15 protein-coding genes are annotated in these 13,081 nt (G+C 37.9%); 5 read left to right on the plus strand and 10 right to left on the minus strand.

What is annotated here, in order from left to right; genetic code table 11:
• Nucleotides 1–41: 41 nt before the first annotated feature.
• Nucleotides 42–1,064 carry an ABC transporter substrate-binding protein gene (locus CZ487_RS06145; protein WP_077211248.1) on the minus strand — a complete coding sequence of 341 codons (1,023 nt, stop codon included), beginning with the start codon at nt 1,062–1,064 and terminating at the stop codon, nt 42–44.
• 454 nt (nt 1,065–1,518) lie between these two features.
• The gene (locus CZ487_RS06150) at nt 1,519–1,626 is read right to left on the minus strand and encodes a YjcZ family sporulation protein (protein WP_077211249.1); all 108 of its coding nucleotides are present in this window, start codon (nt 1,624–1,626) and stop codon (nt 1,519–1,521) included.
• Between the two features lie 182 nt (nt 1,627–1,808).
• Between CZ487_RS06150 and CZ487_RS06155 the strand changes: the two genes are divergently transcribed.
• The gene (locus CZ487_RS06155) at nt 1,809–2,504 is read left to right on the plus strand and encodes a YetF domain-containing protein (protein WP_077211250.1); all 696 of its coding nucleotides are present in this window, start codon (nt 1,809–1,811) and stop codon (nt 2,502–2,504) included.
• A 54-nt stretch (nt 2,505–2,558) separates the two neighbouring features.
• Here CZ487_RS06155 and CZ487_RS06160 read toward each other — a convergent pair whose 3' ends face one another.
• From CZ487_RS06160 to ilvD, 3 genes are all read right to left on the minus strand, one after another.
• A complete protein-coding gene (locus tag CZ487_RS06160; protein ID WP_077211251.1) occupies nt 2,559–3,173 on the minus strand; it encodes a spore coat protein in 615 nt (204 codons plus the stop codon).
• Between the two features lie 28 nt (nt 3,174–3,201).
• Complete coding sequence (locus CZ487_RS06165; RefSeq protein WP_077211252.1) at nt 3,202–3,570, minus strand: hypothetical protein; 369 nt, start codon at nt 3,568–3,570, stop codon at nt 3,202–3,204.
• A 237-nt stretch (nt 3,571–3,807) separates the two neighbouring features.
• Entirely contained in the window at nt 3,808–5,487 is a 1,680-nt protein-coding gene (gene ilvD, locus CZ487_RS06170; RefSeq protein WP_161949601.1) for a dihydroxy-acid dehydratase, read from the minus strand.
• 373 nt (nt 5,488–5,860) lie between these two features.
• On the opposite strand from ilvD, the gene CZ487_RS06175 reads away from it, so the two are divergent.
• On the plus strand, nt 5,861–6,484 hold the full coding sequence (locus CZ487_RS06175; protein ID WP_077211253.1) for a YitT family protein: 624 nt from the start codon (nt 5,861–5,863) through the stop codon (nt 6,482–6,484).
• Nucleotides 6,485–6,496: 12 nt separating this feature from the next.
• On the opposite strand, the gene cysC is transcribed toward CZ487_RS06175, so the two are convergent.
• Genes cysC through CZ487_RS06200 form a run of 5 tightly spaced genes read right to left on the minus strand, consistent with a single transcriptional unit; the run spans nt 6,497 to nt 10,322 of the window.
• Nucleotides 6,497–7,096, minus strand: coding sequence for an adenylyl-sulfate kinase (gene cysC / locus CZ487_RS06180; RefSeq protein WP_077211254.1), 600 nt, complete (start codon nt 7,094–7,096; stop codon nt 6,497–6,499).
• A gap of 3 nt (nt 7,097–7,099) precedes the next feature.
• A complete protein-coding gene (gene sat, locus CZ487_RS06185) occupies nt 7,100–8,257 on the minus strand; it encodes a sulfate adenylyltransferase (protein WP_202617791.1) in 1,158 nt (385 codons plus the stop codon).
• A 49-nt stretch (nt 8,258–8,306) separates the two neighbouring features.
• Nucleotides 8,307–9,011, minus strand: coding sequence for a phosphoadenylyl-sulfate reductase (locus tag CZ487_RS06190; protein WP_077211256.1), 705 nt, complete (start codon nt 9,009–9,011; stop codon nt 8,307–8,309).
• A gap of 31 nt (nt 9,012–9,042) precedes the next feature.
• Nucleotides 9,043–9,570, minus strand: coding sequence for a histidine phosphatase family protein (locus CZ487_RS06195; RefSeq protein WP_077211257.1), 528 nt, complete (start codon nt 9,568–9,570; stop codon nt 9,043–9,045).
• On the minus strand, nt 9,552–10,322 hold the full coding sequence (locus tag CZ487_RS06200; protein ID WP_077211258.1) for a phosphosulfolactate synthase: 771 nt from the start codon (nt 10,320–10,322) through the stop codon (nt 9,552–9,554). The genes CZ487_RS06195 and CZ487_RS06200 overlap by 19 nt, the downstream gene beginning before the upstream one ends.
• 168 nt (nt 10,323–10,490) lie before the next feature.
• Here CZ487_RS06200 and CZ487_RS06205 point away from each other — a divergent pair, with 168 nt between their 5' ends.
• From CZ487_RS06205 to CZ487_RS06215, 3 genes are all read left to right on the plus strand, one after another.
• Complete coding sequence (locus CZ487_RS06205; protein WP_077211259.1) at nt 10,491–11,735, plus strand: MFS transporter; 1,245 nt, start codon at nt 10,491–10,493, stop codon at nt 11,733–11,735.
• Nucleotides 11,736–11,777: 42 nt separating this feature from the next.
• Nucleotides 11,778–12,059: a hypothetical protein gene (locus CZ487_RS06210; protein WP_077211260.1), complete on the plus strand. Its 282-nt coding sequence runs from the start codon at nt 11,778–11,780 to the stop codon at nt 12,057–12,059.
• Nucleotides 12,060–12,228: 169 nt separating this feature from the next.
• Nucleotides 12,229–12,993 carry a sulfite exporter TauE/SafE family protein gene (locus tag CZ487_RS06215; protein WP_077211261.1) on the plus strand — a complete coding sequence of 255 codons (765 nt, stop codon included), beginning with the start codon at nt 12,229–12,231 and terminating at the stop codon, nt 12,991–12,993.
• Nucleotides 12,994–13,081: the final 88 nt, after the last annotated feature.

The raw sequence follows: 13,081 nt of genomic DNA on the forward strand, positions 1-13,081 counted from the left end.
AAAACATGCTGTTGAAACGCACAACAGCATGTTATCCTTCATTATTCTCCCACTATAACAGCATCTTTTGTCATTTCTTCTGTTAGGGTAATTCCTTCTTCTTCAGCGGCCTTTTTATTAATTACTAGTTCAAGATTTTCTGGGAAGCCTACTGGGATTTCACTAGGCTTTTTACCGTTTAGAATTTCAACAGCCATTTTTCCAGTTGAGTATCCAAGATCATGATAATCAAGTCCATATGATGCGAATGTACCGCGTTTCACGGAATCACCTTCACCAACAAATGTTGGGATATCATATTCATTCGCAACAGTCATTACTGATTCAAGTCCAGCAACGACTGTATTGTCTTTTGGAATATAGAAAACATCAATACGATCTAGTAAGGATTCAGCAGCTTGTTTTACTTCAGCACTTGTCGAAACAGATGCTTCAACAGGTGTCAGACCAATTTCCTCCATCGCAACTTTTGCGTTTTCTACGTTAACAACTGCATTAGGTTCTCCAGAGTTATAAATAACCCCAACATTTTTGGCATCTGGGAAAAATTCTTTTATGGCACCAATTGTCTTTTTAATTGCGTCTGGATGAGTGTCAGATGTACCAGTTACATTTCCGCCTGGGCTTTCTAAGCTTTCAACAAGACTTGCTCCAACAGGATCTGTGATTGCGGTAAATAAAACTGGGATTTCACTCGTTGCTTGTACAACGGCCTGTGCACTAGAAGTAGCAATCGCTAAGATAACATCATTTTCGTCAGCAACTAAATTCTGAGCAATTGTTAAGTTATTATTCGGGTCCCCTTGAGCATTTTGATAATCAAGTTCCATATTCTTTCCGTCTTCATAACCTGCATCGGCTAAAGCAGCTTCGAAACCTTCTCTTGCAGCATCTAATGAAGGATGTTCAACTAATTGGATGATTCCAACTTTCACAATTTCTTCTTCTTTACTGTTGTTTTCATTGCTGTTGCTCTCATTGTTGCTGCTTTCTTGACTTCCTGAGCCACATGCAGTAAGTAACAACATTGCACTGCAAAGCAGCAAAGCAAAAATCTTCTTCATTTTAAGTCCCCCTATTTTTTCTATACATTTCCTACTTTAGCAATAAAGTTGATGCATCACTTTAATGCTTTAAAGCAAAAGTTGTTTAATACATCTATTTTACATAATTAATAATATTTTGACAATATATTTTAATAGAATAAGGTAATTTAATATTTAATTTAATTAATTTATAGAAAGAAAGCCTTTTTAAAAATAGGGGAGTAAACGCCCTAACCAAAGTGGAGAGCTTGTCATAGTCTATCCTAAGCCATATCCCTTGTGACTCTTGTAATACCATCAGATGGGAAGCCTTTATGGCTTCCTTTTACATAACTAATGTCTTGTTTTTATAAATGAAGGTATCAGACTATTATACAAGGATATAATAGTCTGATTTTTTGCACTTTACGATCGCTAATTCCTTAGAAAAACAAGTAAACTACACCCTTAAAGGATGTAGTTTACAAATGACTTAGTAGCCGCCATTGCCATAACTGCTGCCTACAATAATAAGCAGGATGAAAAGGACTACTAAAAGAACGAAACCGTTAGATCCGTATCCACCTCCGGAGTAACCCATAAGATCACCTCCTTTGTTAGAGTCAATATATCCTATGAAAGAACCTTGCTTATGGACAAGGCTTTTATTATAAATAGGTCAAAAATAGATTTATATCTAATCAGTTCAATGCTGAATATAAAAAAAACAAAGTGATTAAACTAAATGGGATAATAATAATAGGTAAGTAATGGGGGATGTAAATGGGAACTGGCGAGTTGTTAATGAGAATTACGATTGCATTTTTTGTACTGTTTGTGCTGGCAAGAATAATGGGCAGAAAAGAAATTAGTCAAATGACCTTTTTTAATTGGGTTTCAGCGATTTCGATTGGTTCGATTACTGCAAATCTTGCGGTTAATCAAAACTTAAGCATTCAAAATGGTGTTTTAGCTTTAGTTGGCTGGTCCATTTTTACAATTTTTATGGGTATTATAGATATTAAATCAAAAGTAGCAAGAAAAATTACAACAGGACAACCTGAAATGGTCATAAAAGAGGGGAAAATTATGGAAGGTGCATTGCGTAGGCTTCGTATGGATGTTGATGAACTATCAGCAATGCTTCGTCAAAAAAATGTATTCGCAATGTCAGATGTTGATTATGCTATCTTGGAGACAAGCGGGCGGCTATCTGTGATGAAAAAAGAAGAGAAACAAGCTTTGACAAAAAGCGATGCAAATATTTTTTATCAACAACCAAAGAAGTTTAAAATGGCTACACAAGTCATATCTGATGGAAAGGTAATAACTCAAAACTTATCTAAATTGCATTTGGATTCCAGCTGGCTAGAGAAACAACTCGAAAAAGCCGGAGTTTATTCTGTAACCGATGTCTTTTTCGCGGAAGTACAGCCTGACGGAAGTCTTTATATAGATAATAAGAATGATATTCATTAGATATCCTAATACCAAAAGACCTTGCCAGCTCATGCAAGGTCTTTTGATTTGTTATTACTGAAGATTACCTTGGTTAAAGGTATTCATAGTAGATGGCATTTGATGCATTGGATGTTGCTGCTGCATATTGCCTGCCGGCTGGAACATACTTGTCATTTGGGCAGTTTGTTGCGTATTGAAAGTTGGGGGTTGGTAATAACCATTCTGATTCATCCATGTCCAAATATCGTATGCCATTTCCTGACACATATTGGCACCATTCACATGGTACATTCGAAGGTTTGGATCAACACATTCATTTGCCCACTGCATGCCCATAACAGAACCGGACTTATGTGTATTTAGAGCAAGAGTTGCAATTGTTTGATCTGACAATGTTTTTGCATTAGTCATCGGTGTGGACATCGTCACTTGCTGCTGCTGCATGTCAGTATTAAGATTTTGCATGGTGAAATTAGGATGCTGGTGTGTCACCATAGCTCCTTTTCCTTGCATTAAATTTATTCCTTGTTGGTAGGCCGTCATCATCTGCTGCTGGTGCTTCACAAGGATGGATTTTAATCGTTGATCGTCACACATATTTGCAAAGGCACCATGCTGTTCGATTTCTGCTGCTTTCGTTCTAAGCGCTTCAGAAGTTTCAAGAAGTTCGTGTGCGGCAAAATTCATGATTTTTCCTCCCTTTTATGTTAAAGATTTATTGATGAAATGTAGGCTGGAATGTATTATGACTATGGCTTTGGCCAAACATCGGCTGCTGTGAAACTCCTGCTGTTTGGGTTCCAAATCCAGAGGAGTGAGATAGTCCTTGTTGAATTTGGTTACAAATATTAACGACCTCTTGGCATCGTTGTACGGCCAATTCATGGTTATGAAGACTTTGTTCAAGCACTTGAACAGCTTGTCTTTCTCTTTGGAGCATCTGTTCAAGCATTTGGACATTCTGCTGTTCTTTTTGCAGCATCATACGATATTGCTGGCTTCCTTGCTGAGTTTGTTGGATCAATTGCTGGGCAATTTGTCGAGCTTGGTTAGCTTGTTGGAAACCATGCTGTGTTGTATGCATAAAATCCCTCCGTATAAGTAGAATGGGTGGAAGCAAGTTCCTTTGGTATTTTGTGCTTCTTCTTTGCAACAAACACTGTAAACATCAACCATTTAATTAAACGAATAGAACATTATCATTTAAGTAATATTAAGAGCATCAAATAAGCGAATATTTCCATCATTTTGAAAAACGGTTAATTTATCGACAAAAAAGTGTCCCAAACAAAAGTCCAGGACACTTATTACTCGATTAAACTTAGATTTTCATAACTCCACCTGTACTTGCATTTGTAACAAGCTTAGAATAACGGGCTAAGTAGCCTTTTTTCACTTTTGGTTCAAAGCCTTTCCAATTAGCTTTTCGTTTTTCCATTTCTTCATCAGAAATTTCTAATTGAATACTACGATTATTTAAGTCAAGTTCAATGATATCTCCATCTTCAACAAATGCGATTGGTCCGCCTTCCGCAGCTTCTGGAGAAATATGGCCGATTGAAATTCCTCTTGAAGCACCAGAGAAACGTCCATCTGTAATTAAACCAACTTTAGCGCCTAAACCGCGGCCTACGATTTGTGATGTAGGTGCAAGCATTTCAGGCATTCCAGGTCCGCCTTTTGGTCCTTCATAGCGGATTACCACTACATCGCCTTCTTTAACTTTGCCTGTAATGATTCCAGAAAGTGCCTCTTCTTGTGAATCAAAGCAAATAGCAGGCCCTCTATGATAGCCGCCTACTTCTGGATCTACGGCACCAACTTTAATAACCGATCCTTCTGGAGCTAAGTTTCCAAATAGTACAGCCAGTCCGCCTTTTTCAGAATGTGGGTTATCTAGCGGACGAATAACATTATGGTCTGTGATTTCGCAGCCAGCAACATTTTCCCGTAATGTTTTACCTGAAACGGTTAGGCAATCTCCGTTAATCGCACCTGGCTTTTTAAGAAGTTCATTAATGATTGCACTAACACCGCCCGCATTGTGAACATCTTCAATATGATAATCAGATGCAGGAGCAATTTTTGCAAGATGCGGCACGCGGCCAGCAACTTCATTGATTCTTTCTAATGAATATTCAATTTCAGCTTCATTTGCTAAAGCTAGTGTATGCAGAACAGTGTTAGTAGAACCGCCCATAGCCATGTCTAATGCAAATGCATTATCAATTGCATCAATTGTAACGATATCACGAGGTTTGATATCTTTTTCAATTAGTTCCATTAATTGCTTTGCAGATTTTCTAACAAAATCTTTTCTTTCTTCAGCTACTGCCAAAATCGTACCATTTCCAGGCAGTGCAAGACCAAGTCCTTCTGCTAAGCAGTTCATAGAGTTTGCCGTGAACATTCCAGAACAAGATCCGCATGTTGGGCAAGCTACCTGCTCAATTTCTGTTAATCTAGCTTCGTCAATTTGACCAGATTGGTATGCTCCTACGCCTTCAAATACAGATGTTAAGTCAAGCGCGTTACCAGCAGCATCTACGCCAGCTTTCATTGGTCCACCGCTAACGAAGATCGTTGGGATATTTAAACGCATGGCAGCCATCATCATTCCAGGAGTGATTTTATCACAGTTTGGAATACAAACCATTCCATCAAACCAGTGAGCAGCTACAACTGTTTCAACTGAATCTGCAATGATTTCGCGGCTAGGCAATGAGTAACGCATTCCAATATGTCCCATTGCGATTCCATCATCAACACCGATTGTGTTCATTTCAAAAGGAACACCGCCAGCTTCGCGGATCGCTTCTTTTACAATTTTTCCGAATTCTTGTAAATGTACATGTCCTGGAACAATATCAATATAGGAATTGACAACAGCAATAAATGGTTTATTGAAATCTTCTTCTTTCACACCTGCGGCACGAAGCAAGCTTCTATGTGGTGCACGATCGAATCCTTGTTTGATCATATTACTACGTAATTCTGTCAATTTATTTCCCTTCCCTTCTTGCAACAACTATTGTGAAAATTTTATTAACTTTTACTCATTTTATCACTATTTTCAGAATTAAGATATAGTTTTTCCTGCATTGATTTGCTTTGATAAAGGGTCGAAGAGGGATAATGGAAACTGTATGTTCTTAGTGTTTGAGGCTTATTAAATCATTGCTGAAAGAGTCTATTAGAAATATTTGCTAGGGAATATTGAAAAACAAGTTTGATAGATAATCAGTCTCAATTATTGTCATTTCAGAGAACATATTCTTTTTTGGTCTCACATAAAATGGACAAGGAGATAGACCCAGGAGGGAATTAAAAATGGAGTATAAACATTTAATAATGAAGGAATCGTCACAGAAGCGATGAAATTAAAAAAAACCTTTATAACCTATTGCTGTTTACTTTTCGGTGCTGTCATGCAGGGAATGTCCATGTCGTTCTTCTTGTTTCCTCACTCAATACCATCTGGTGGTGCCGCGGGAATAGCCATTCTAATGAATCACTGGTTTCATACTCCTTTAGGTTTTTCGTTATGGCTGGCAAATATTGTTTTTTTAGTTTTTGCACTGCAATACTTTGGTTATACTTGGACATTTCGAACAATTTTTTCTGTAGCTACGACATCGGCAACGGTCAGTTACATCACTACACAGGTTCAAATTCCACATGTGCATATACTTGTAGATATAGCTGCAGGCAGTCTTTTCTTTGGGATTGGTGTCGGTTTGTTGATCAGGGCTGGAGCTTCCAGCGGAGGGATGGTTATCCCGGCGTTAATGATTGCTTCATATAAGAATTGGAGTCCAGGTAAAGTCATGATGGGAATTAACTTAATAATATTTTTATTAACGGCACTTGTGATTGATTATAAAATTGTTATATTTGCTATTATCTGTCAATTTTTTTCAACGAATATTATCGATTTTATTTATGAAATGCGTCTTCCTAAAGGAGATGTGCTGACTCTAAACTGGAGGAAAAAGTAAGAAGATCCTAAATTAAAGGATCTTCTTACTTTCTAAATAAGTTACTATTTCTTCAACTGATTTTTCAATGGTCGTTTTGTCTGTTTCGATGATTAAATCAGGATTATCTGGAGCTTCGTATGGAGAAGAAATCCCTGTGAAATTAGGGATATCTCCCTTTCTAGCTTTCTTGTATAACCCTTTTGGATCCCGTTGTTCACACACATTGATGGGGCAGGCCACATAGATTTCAATAAATTCTCCTTCTTCAAACATTTTTCGTACCTGCTGCCGATCTTCTTGATAAGGGGAAATAAAAGCAGTTGATACAATTTGGCCGCTATCGACAAATAACTTTGCTACCTCACCGATTCTACGTATATTTTCCTTTCGGTCGTTTGCACCAAAACTCAAATCCTTGTTTAGGCCGTGGCGGATATTATCCCCGTCAAGGACATAGCTTTGAATATGCTGTTGAAACAATTTCTGGTCGATCGCATTAGCTAATGTTGATTTCCCAGACCCGGAAAGCCCTGTGAACCATAACACGCAGCTCTTATGCTGATTTTTTAGCTGACGGTCTTTCTTTGTTACAGTAGAATGGTGCCATGTGATGTTTTGGTCATTTCTCATTTTCTACACCCTCTGAAAATTTGTATCTGCTTCCTGCATCCCTTTAATGAGGATTTCAACGACTTCAGGACGACTGAATTCCTTAGGAGGATGAATACCGGACTTTAGCATTCCTCTGACCTTTGTCCCAGAAAGTATGACATGTGAATCTTTATTATGCGGGCAGGTTTTAGAAGAAGCCATATTTTCACACTTTTTACAATAAAAACTATGCTCGAAAAATAGCGGCTGAATCCCCAGCTCTTCTATGGAAAAATGACTGAATATCTTTTGTGCATCGTATGTTCCGTAATAATCACCTACACCAGCGTGATCTCTTCCGACAATGAAGTGAGTACAGCCATAATTCTTACGGACAATCGCATGAAAAATGGCTTCCCTTGGACCAGCATAACGCATAGCCGCGGGAAAAACCGATAGAAAAACTCGATCTTTTGGATAATAATGTTCTAGTAACACTTGATAACTTTTCATGCGGATATCACTTGGGATATCGTCTGATTTTGTTTCTCCAACAAGTGGGTTTAAAAAGAGTCCGTCAACAACTTCTAGTGCAGATTTTTGAATATATTCGTGAGCGCGGTGAACGGGGTTTCTTGTTTGAAAACCAACGATCGTATTCCAGCCAAGCTGCTTGAATTTCTCTCTTGTTTGTTTTGGGTCTAAGTAAAAAGAATCGAATTGGTTTTTTTCTGGTCTTTTTACTAAAGTAACCTTTCCTCCAAGATAGTACTCTGCCCGAGAAAACAACTTCTTAACTCCTGGATGATTAAGATCTGTTGTTTGGAAGACATGCTCTGCTTCTCTTAATTTATTCGGAGAAAAAATCTCACTAATTTCCATGACTCCATAGATATGACCATTGTATTTAAGATTTATCGTTTCACCAATTCCTAGTGTCATAGCTTTTTCTTTTGATACAGCTAAAGTAATTGGCAGGGACCAGGGCAAGCCGCTTGAGAGTCTCATATTTAGTACTACTGATTCATAATCCTTCTTATTCATAAATCCTTCAAGAGGACTATAACCGCCATTTGCAATTAACTCGAGATCACTTAATTCTAATATATCTAGTTCTACAAAATTACGATCCTCATAAATTTCTTCTTCAAGATTGATGCGATTTATTAATATTCCACCATGTGGGATGCATTCTTTCACGATTTTTTCCTCCCCAATTGAAATCTCTCTTTTTATTTCCATTCTATCTCTACGATTGGTGCAGTCCGCACTCTGTTTTCGAAAGACCGGCCCATCTGCCGGAACGCTGATCATTTTCATCAAAGACTGGCTGAGTACATGGAGCACACCCAATGCTAGGGTAACCTTGATCATGAAGAGGATTATATGGAAGATTGTTTAATTTGATATAGTTCATAATGTCATCCCATGACCAATGGATAAGGGGACAGATCTTAACTTTTTTAAATTTCTCGTCTTTATTGACGTATTGAGTGTTACTTCTGCTTGGAGATTGTTCCCGTCTTAAACCCGAAATCCAAGCTTTAACACCGCTTAATGCTTCTTGGAGTGGGGCTACCTTCCTCATATGACAGCAGAGATTAGGATGGTGTTTCCATAGCTCATCTCCATACCATTTTGACTGTTCTGGCAGAGAAATTTTTGGTTTCACCATTTCAATTGTAAGTGAAGGGTACTGTTTTTTTACTTTATCAATTAGTTCATAGGTCTCTTGGAAATGGAGTCCGGTATCTAGAAAAATAATTTTAGCCTTTTTGTTCACCTTATAAATGAGGTCTATTAGTACGATTCCTTCTGCTCCGAAGCTGCAAGCATAGACGATGTCATCTTTGTATTCGTTATAGGCCCATTTTAAAACATCTAAGTAATCCGGTTGAGTTTCGAAGATATTACATTCTTCAACCCAATTTTCATACGTGATAGGTTCAGACAAAATGATTCCTCCGTTCTTTGTCAAACTCTGTTTAGATTCTCAAGGTTATGCATTGATTGTTATTCACAATGATTTTATTCATGTGGTTAATGTCGCCATATCGGCAATATGATAAGAGTGCTCTAATCCAAGATCCATGTCCAAAAATTAAAATATGATTGTACCTTTTGTACTTCTCTAGGAATAAAATAATTCGGTTTTCAAGTTGTGCAATACTTTCACCTAGTTTTAATTCTTTTGGATTTTCAATCCATTGCTGACCATAGTGTTCAATAAGCTGATCCTTACTGCGTCCTTCGAATGGACCAAAATCAAGCTCATCTAGGAGGCTGTCTGCTTCAGCTGCATAACCGTAAAGCTGAGCTGTTTCATGAGTTCGTGCAAGCGTACTAGCCAAGATTAAATCAAAAGGGGAAAGTGCCTTTAACAGCTGCTGATTTTCGTTGATTTCTTTTTGGATCGATTCTGTTACGGGTAAAATACGAATATCTCTTCTGCCTTGCAGCTTTTTCTGTTTATTCCAATGTGTTGGAAGATGTCTTATAACGGTAATTTCCATTCACTGTCCTCCAAAAAAAAGGTCTCGCTTCTTAGCCCGCATCGCTGTGCTTCGAGGACTAAGACGTCGTTTAATTTGACATTACCTAAATTCACATTTGCTCCAATTTCATTAATAAAATACATCTGGTGTTTCGGTGTTGGGGCTTCAAAAATAATTCTCTTATGATCAATATCTTTTATTAACTCGCGAATTAGATTAGATTTAACGGCACCGTTACTACTGTAAATTCCTGCGGAACCAGAATCTCTTCCTTCAGTTATCACATATTCACTGCCGGCTTCGAGCAGGAGCTGCATCTCTTTCTTCCACTGGGAAATAGACAATTCTTTATCCCCATCTTTTGAACCCACTTCTGCTATGACATTAAAATCCTTCTTTATTTTTTGTATTAAATCAAGCCGTTGTACTAAAGGAATCTCTATTGTGCCGTTTGAAACTTCAACCCATTGTATCCCTAAATTTCGAAGACACTGCAGGAATTCAGGTATTTTATTTTGAGAATAGCACTTTTCAAAAAGTGTTCCGCCGCAGTAAGGTTTAATGTTGTAAGCCTTGTATAAATCAATTTTTTTTTGCAGGTTTGGTGTGATATAAGCGGACCCAATTCCAATTTTCGCGATATCAATAAATGGATGATAATCCTCTAAAATATTGGTTAGTTCACCGATTGGAGTTCCAAAATCTATAATAGATGTTAAGCCAAAAGTTCTGTCCCCTGTTGTTCTTTGCGGTAATTTCAAAAAATCCATAGGAAAAGAGCCTCCTCCATTTTTCTAGGATAGATTATTCAAAAAATGGGTGAATGTGTATGTTATGGGCTTTTTCTATAATATTTGGGCACTAACTCTGCTGAATAATCTAACGCCGCCTATCAAACAATAGTAAAGGTTAATCTTTCATGTTAGGGGTGGACTCTCATGCCAAAGCAAAAAAATAAAGGCATGACTATTTTTGCAATTGGTTCAATCCCGCTTATTCTTGTTTTAGGGAACTCCATGTTAATCCCTGTATTACCCAAAATGAAAACAGAATTGGATGTATCACAGTTCAAAATCAGTTTAATCATTTCTGTTTTTTCAATTGCTGCCGCGATATCTATTCCTATATTAGGATATTTATCTGATCGTTTCTCGCGCAAAGCTGTCATCATCCCCGCTCTAATTTTGTATGGTAGCGGCGGACTCTTAGCAGGAGCTGCAGCGGCATGGTTTTCAAATGCGTATACATGGATTCTCGCAGGAAGAATAATGCAAGGGCTTGGTGCTGCAGGAACAGCTCCCATTGCAATGGCATTAACAGGGGATTTGTTTAAAGGGGGAGAACAAAGTAAAGTTCTAGGTTTAGTGGAAGCTTCCAATGGATTCGGTAAAGTGATCAGTCCTATTATTGGATCTTTGTTAGCTTTAATTTTTTGGTATGCAGCATTTTTTGCCTTCCCAGTATTTTGCCTTATCTCAGTTTTTCTTACCATATTTTTTGTAAAAGAGAAAAAAGCAGAGAAAGAGCCGCCACCCGTTGGCAAATATATTAAAGGATTGGCGTCTGTTTTCAAAACGGAAGGCCGCTGGTTATTTGCCGCCTACTTTACTGGAGCAACTTGTTTGTTTACTTTATTTGGAATTTTGTTTTATATTTCCGATATCCTTGAAAAGGATTACGGCATAGATGGTGTGTTAAAAGGAGGTATTTTAGCCATTCCTCTTTTATTTATGACAACCACATCTTATTTTACCGGAAGTAAAATTGGCAAGAAAATGCCGTTAATGAAAAAGTTAATCGTTTTAGGTTTGCTTTTAATGACAATCTCATTTTCCACTCTTACATTATTCAAAAGCTTGGTCCCTTTCTTTGCTATTCTTGTTATAAGCAGTATTGGAACAGGATTGGTATTGCCATGCATTAATAGTTTTATTACCGGCTCGGTTCCAATGGACCGGAGAGGATTTGTGACTTCGTTATATGGGTCTGTCCGTTTTCTTGGTGTTGCGATAGGTCCTCCCATTTATAGTACATTAATGGAATGGTCCCGCACAGGCATGTTCCTTACAACTGCTGGTTTGACGTTATTTGCAGGTTTGCTTAGTTTGACTCTAATACATGTTAAGAAAAAAGAACCATCAGAAGAGAATGACACACTCTTTGAAAAACTGCAATTTACTTAATATAAGCAGGGGACTTTGATTCTTAAAAAAGGAGAGATGGGTTTGCAAATTTACTTTTCACCAGAAGTGATTACCCCAGAATTCCAGGTTCTCAATGTGGTTGATTCATCGAACAAAGCAGTTGGCAATGTAGCATTTCTATTTGATGAAAAGAAACTTTACGTTTATGGAATATTGGAAGAGGAGGGAGTAGGATCTGATTTTAAAGACCTCGTCACTCCATATATTAAGGGGCTGGCTAAAGCGAAGCCGGGATTAGACATTTTTTCCTGCTTATATGTGGGATGTAAAAAGATTAAATTGAATGAAGAAGAGAGTGAATAAAGAAAGGCCGGTCCAGCTGTATGGTTTAATCAGCTGGACTTTTTATTGTTGGATAATTGGGAATGTCCTAGTTAAGAGGGAGAGTAACAAGGCGTATAACCCTTACATAAATTGAAATTACGAACTTTTGTAGTATAGAGAGAGAAGAGCAGTTTGGGGAGTGCGCCGCATGAGCATTGCAATTATTATAATGGGGCTAATGGTCGGGTTTTTGGTCGGACTCACAGGAGTTGGTGGTGCAGCCCTCTTAACCCCGATATTAATTATACTGGGGATTAACCCATCAATTGCAGTGGGAACTGATTTAGCTTACAATTCAATTACAAAATTATTTGGGTCATTTCAGCACTGGAAACAAAAGACGATCAATCTACAATTAGTAAAATATTTGGCAATCGGGAGTATTCCAAGTGCCATTCTTGCAGTAGGAGCGTTGCAGCTTTTTGATACTTTTTTTCACAATCAAGAAGCAATTATCAAGCATGCATTAGGCTATGTGCTAATACTAGTAGCTTTGGCCACGTTAATCAAAACTTTCTTAAAAGAAAGATTTGAGTGGAACGTATTTCAGAGAAAGCCCATCGAAAACAAAAAGTTACTAACGATTACAATCGGGGCAGGCTTAGGATTTCTCGTGGGACTAACGTCAATTGGTTCGGGCTCTTTGTTCGCGCTGGCTATGTTGTTTCTTTATAAATTAAAAACATCTGAATTAGTCGGGACGGATATTGCTCATGCTTTTTTGTTAGTCACGGTCGCTGGCTCACTGCATGCTGGGATAGGGAATGTTGATTATTTATTGATGGTCAATCTCCTGGTTGGCTCAATTCCAGGCGTTATTTTAGGCAGCAACTTATCATCAAAGTTTCCAGCGAAGCCGTTAAGGGCAATTGTCGCTGTGATGATCTTGATTAGTGGAATAACTTTATTATGAGAAGTGTTAGAAATGCTTGGATGATGTAGAACATGACTAAAGGGGACGTCGGTCATCAGATAAAAAATGATGACCGTTTTTTTGTTGA

This window comes from Robertmurraya dakarensis (assembly GCF_900156875.1).
GTDB lineage: Bacteria > Bacillota > Bacilli > Bacillales > Cytobacillaceae > Robertmurraya > Robertmurraya dakarensis.

Excerpts from the sequence above, each read along its gene's own strand:
- CZ487_RS06145 (WP_077211248.1), bottom strand. The coding sequence starts at position 1,064 with ATGAAGAAGATTTTTGCTTTGCTGCTTTGCAGTGCAATGTTGTTACTT.
- CZ487_RS06150 (WP_077211249.1), bottom strand. The coding sequence starts at position 1,626 with ATGGGTTACTCCGGAGGTGGATACGGATCTAACGGTTTCGTTCTTTTA.
- CZ487_RS06155 (WP_077211250.1), top strand. The coding sequence starts at position 1,809 with ATGGGAACTGGCGAGTTGTTAATGAGAATTACGATTGCATTTTTTGTA.
- CZ487_RS06160 (WP_077211251.1), bottom strand. The coding sequence starts at position 3,173 with ATGAATTTTGCCGCACACGAACTTCTTGAAACTTCTGAAGCGCTTAGA.
- CZ487_RS06165 (WP_077211252.1), bottom strand. The coding sequence starts at position 3,570 with ATGCATACAACACAGCATGGTTTCCAACAAGCTAACCAAGCTCGACAA.
- CZ487_RS06175 (WP_077211253.1), top strand. The coding sequence starts at position 5,861 with ATGAAATTAAAAAAAACCTTTATAACCTATTGCTGTTTACTTTTCGGT.
- cysC (WP_077211254.1), bottom strand. The coding sequence starts at position 7,096 with ATGAGAAATGACCAAAACATCACATGGCACCATTCTACTGTAACAAAG.
- CZ487_RS06195 (WP_077211257.1), bottom strand. The coding sequence starts at position 9,570 with ATGGAAATTACCGTTATAAGACATCTTCCAACACATTGGAATAAACAG.
- CZ487_RS06200 (WP_077211258.1), bottom strand. The coding sequence starts at position 10,322 with ATGGATTTTTTGAAATTACCGCAAAGAACAACAGGGGACAGAACTTTT.
- CZ487_RS06205 (WP_077211259.1), top strand. The coding sequence starts at position 10,491 with ATGCCAAAGCAAAAAAATAAAGGCATGACTATTTTTGCAATTGGTTCA.
- CZ487_RS06215 (WP_077211261.1), top strand. The coding sequence starts at position 12,229 with ATGAGCATTGCAATTATTATAATGGGGCTAATGGTCGGGTTTTTGGTC.